Here is a 2466-nt window from a genome sequence, read left to right on the forward strand (position 1 = left end):
TGTGGGTCTGATCTTAAAACCTGGTTATTAAGATTTCTATCACCAGGTTTTAATACACCCGCTAGCCAAACGCCGAGTCGCTGAGACACCGCGGCAGATGTCGGTAGCGTTATACGGGTGTCCAAGTTGTAGGGACAGTTGAGCGCGCCCGAGGTCTCGGCTCGCGAGAGTAGCCGAGTGCCCTGTGGTGTCGAACACCGGCGTGGCGCGGGGGCATAAGCACCTCGTGCTGGGCGGTCGCAGTCTGGACCGGGTGGACCCCGGCCGGTTCGTCATGGTGAAGGTAGACGGCCACGAGCTGTTGCTGCGGAGACCCTTCACTGTCTACGACTACGACGAGGAGAGGGGGTCCTAGAGACCCTCTACAAGGTGACTGGTAGGGGTACTAGAGCGATGGCCGAGCTAAGGGAGGGCGACGTTGTCAGCGTACTCGGCCCGATTGGGAGGGGGATCCCCTGGACTGCCCCGGTAAAGCGCTACTCCTCGCGAGGGGTGTAGGGCTCCTACTACTTCTTCACGGCCTGCTCCGTGCCGGACATCCCCTTAGTTGTTGTTGAGGAATCGGGGTGTTGGATAGAGATAACCCAGCGTTATGTCGGGACCTTTCCACTTAAGGTCTACAATATGGGTAGTAGCTATAATAAGGGCGGTTGGGTGGTTTAATCTGAGACTTTTCCTCTTCTTCTTTCTTCTTTTTCAAGGCACTCGTTATGGTGTTAGTTCTTGAAAGCGTCTTGAAGAATGCTCTTTACTCTGTCTCAATTTTCGTCGTAGGGGGTGAACTCCATAGGAGACAGTACTACCGCACCGTCTGACAAGGGCTATGAGGTCGCTAGAATCACTGTGTAGCGGTATTATGCGAGAGACTTCGTAGCTGCGCCCGTCAGGCAGGTTTCCTCACTTAAGGCTAGGCCAGACTTAGTGGCCATGCCGGTTGGTAAGGTTGCTTGGAGACCCCTATACAGCAAGGCAGTAGTAGCTGAGGTAGAACCCCGTAGCGAGGTTGCAACACACAGAGCAAATAGTGAGGAACCGGTTTAAGGAGTCTGTTAAGGGCTTCGCTGAGGTCCACGTGTGGGTGAGCGAGGAATGCTTCAGCATGCTTAAGCAACTCCACGACCAACACCCGGAGGCGCACGTCAAGATCAGGATACACGGTGTGGGATCGAGGAAGTTCGGGCAGGGAGCCCCTTAACCCCAAATAGGTTGAAGAAGGTAAATCTCCAGTAAAATATTTTTGGAAACAGCCCTCGAAGATGCTTGTTTGCGATAGCATTATTCAAGCCATTCCGAAACAAAATACCTGTTTAAAAACTTTTGCGACAATTGGATGAGTTATTTTAACCTCTTAAAGCAAAGTAGGATTGGGTTATGTGCGGCATGGGTTCGATCGTTGTTGATGTTGAGGTATATGGGCCTCGGGGTGGAGCTAGGCTAAGGGCTTTAGTTGACACAGGTTTCTATGGGGATATCATTACCACTCCGGAGAAGGTTCAGGGGCTGGGTATAGAGTATAAGTATGAAAGGTTTAGGAAGCTTCCAAATGGCGAAGTAATCAAGGTTAAGTATGGTGGTGGGGAGATAAGGGTGGAAGACTCTGTGACCCACGGGGATATCGAGGTGTGGCCGGATCTCAAGCTACCTACAAACATAGATGCATTACTAGGTGTAACGGCTCTCGAGAGACTGGGGTTTAGAGTGGATCCAAAAACTGGAAGGCTGGAGAAGGTGGAGCTATATCTCCTGTAGCCCCCCACTAAAACTGTTGCTGGTCGAATCAAGCTTCTCGAGTGTTTTGCAACAACGCTGAGAGGAGCCATTCACCACAAGCGTATTTGTGCATGGAACAGTTCCCAACCCCTTAGGACATTTGCTGTACAGGATTCCGGAGAGCGAGGTTCGGAGGATCGCCGAAGGTATTCCAGCAGGGGGAGTCAGGGCCGCTGTCTATGCCCGGGTGAACTCCAGCGACCAGAAGAGCGACCTCGAGAGGCGGGTACCTGCCGCTAGCAGCCCTAACAGCCTTGATCTTAACCTCTCTAACCCACCTAGAGAGAGTAGAGTAGCTTATACCTAAACTCTGATAAGCCCCCTTAGGCCTCAGCAACCTCCCAGACACGAGGGCGTCGATAAAAACAAATAAACCAGAGCTCACAGACTCTACGTCTCTCCACTAATTACGAAGCAGCCCTCGTTAAGGATGTAGACCCTGTAAGAGACCCCTAGCGCGTTTTGTCTTCTCCTCGACTATCAAAGTCGCTAAAACGGGCTCCCCTAGCTTACTCACCGCCTTGATCACCTCCATAGACTCCACGCGGCTCATGTTAGGTCTCAAACCGGTGAGAAGAACCCACTGAAGATCTCCACTCGGTCTCGACGCTCTCAGCGGTATATGAGCCTGAACTCCCGCCTGACCCTCCTCAGACTGAAGCCCCGTAACTCCATTGAGATACCCGTCCACAACGC

Annotated in this window: 3 protein-coding genes and 2 pseudogenes; 3 read left to right on the forward strand and 2 right to left on the reverse strand. The window is 52.4% G+C overall.

Translation table 11 applies throughout. The annotated features are described in order from the left end of the window. Positions 1–187: 187 nt before the first annotated feature. The 3 genes and pseudogenes from ACP5KC_RS10090 to ACP5KC_RS10100 form a co-directional block, all read left to right on the forward strand. Positions 188–355 (forward strand): hypothetical protein, encoded by a 168-nt coding sequence (locus ACP5KC_RS10090; RefSeq protein WP_428287488.1) that lies wholly within the window; start codon positions 188–190, stop codon positions 353–355. 1025 nt (positions 356–1380) lie between these two features. Continuing rightward, entirely contained in the window at positions 1381–1749 is a 369-nt protein-coding gene (locus ACP5KC_RS10095; protein ID WP_428287489.1) for a hypothetical protein, read from the forward strand. Between the two features lie 127 nt (positions 1750–1876). Beyond that, positions 1877–1999 (forward strand): annotated as a pseudogene (locus tag ACP5KC_RS10100) (IS607 family transposase); the annotation flags it as partial. On the opposite strand, the pseudogene ACP5KC_RS10105 reads toward ACP5KC_RS10100, so the two are convergent. Then, positions 1997–2119, reverse strand: a pseudogene (locus tag ACP5KC_RS10105) (IS607 family transposase); the annotation flags it as partial. The pseudogenes ACP5KC_RS10100 and ACP5KC_RS10105 overlap by 3 nt on opposite strands. 75 nt (positions 2120–2194) lie before the next feature. After that, positions 2195–2466 (reverse strand): hypothetical protein (locus tag ACP5KC_RS10110; protein WP_428287490.1); only part of this gene is annotated, 272 nt, incomplete at its 5' end.

Source organism: Infirmifilum sp. (assembly GCF_049970975.1).
GTDB classification, from domain to species: Archaea; Thermoproteota; Thermoprotei; order Thermofilales; family Thermofilaceae; genus Thermofilum; species Thermofilum uzonense.

Bases quoted from the DNA above. Each gene is read 5' to 3' on its own strand.
- ACP5KC_RS10095 (WP_428287489.1), top strand. From the start codon at position 1,381: ATGGGTTCGATCGTTGTTGATGTTGAGGTATATGGGCCTCGGGGTGGA.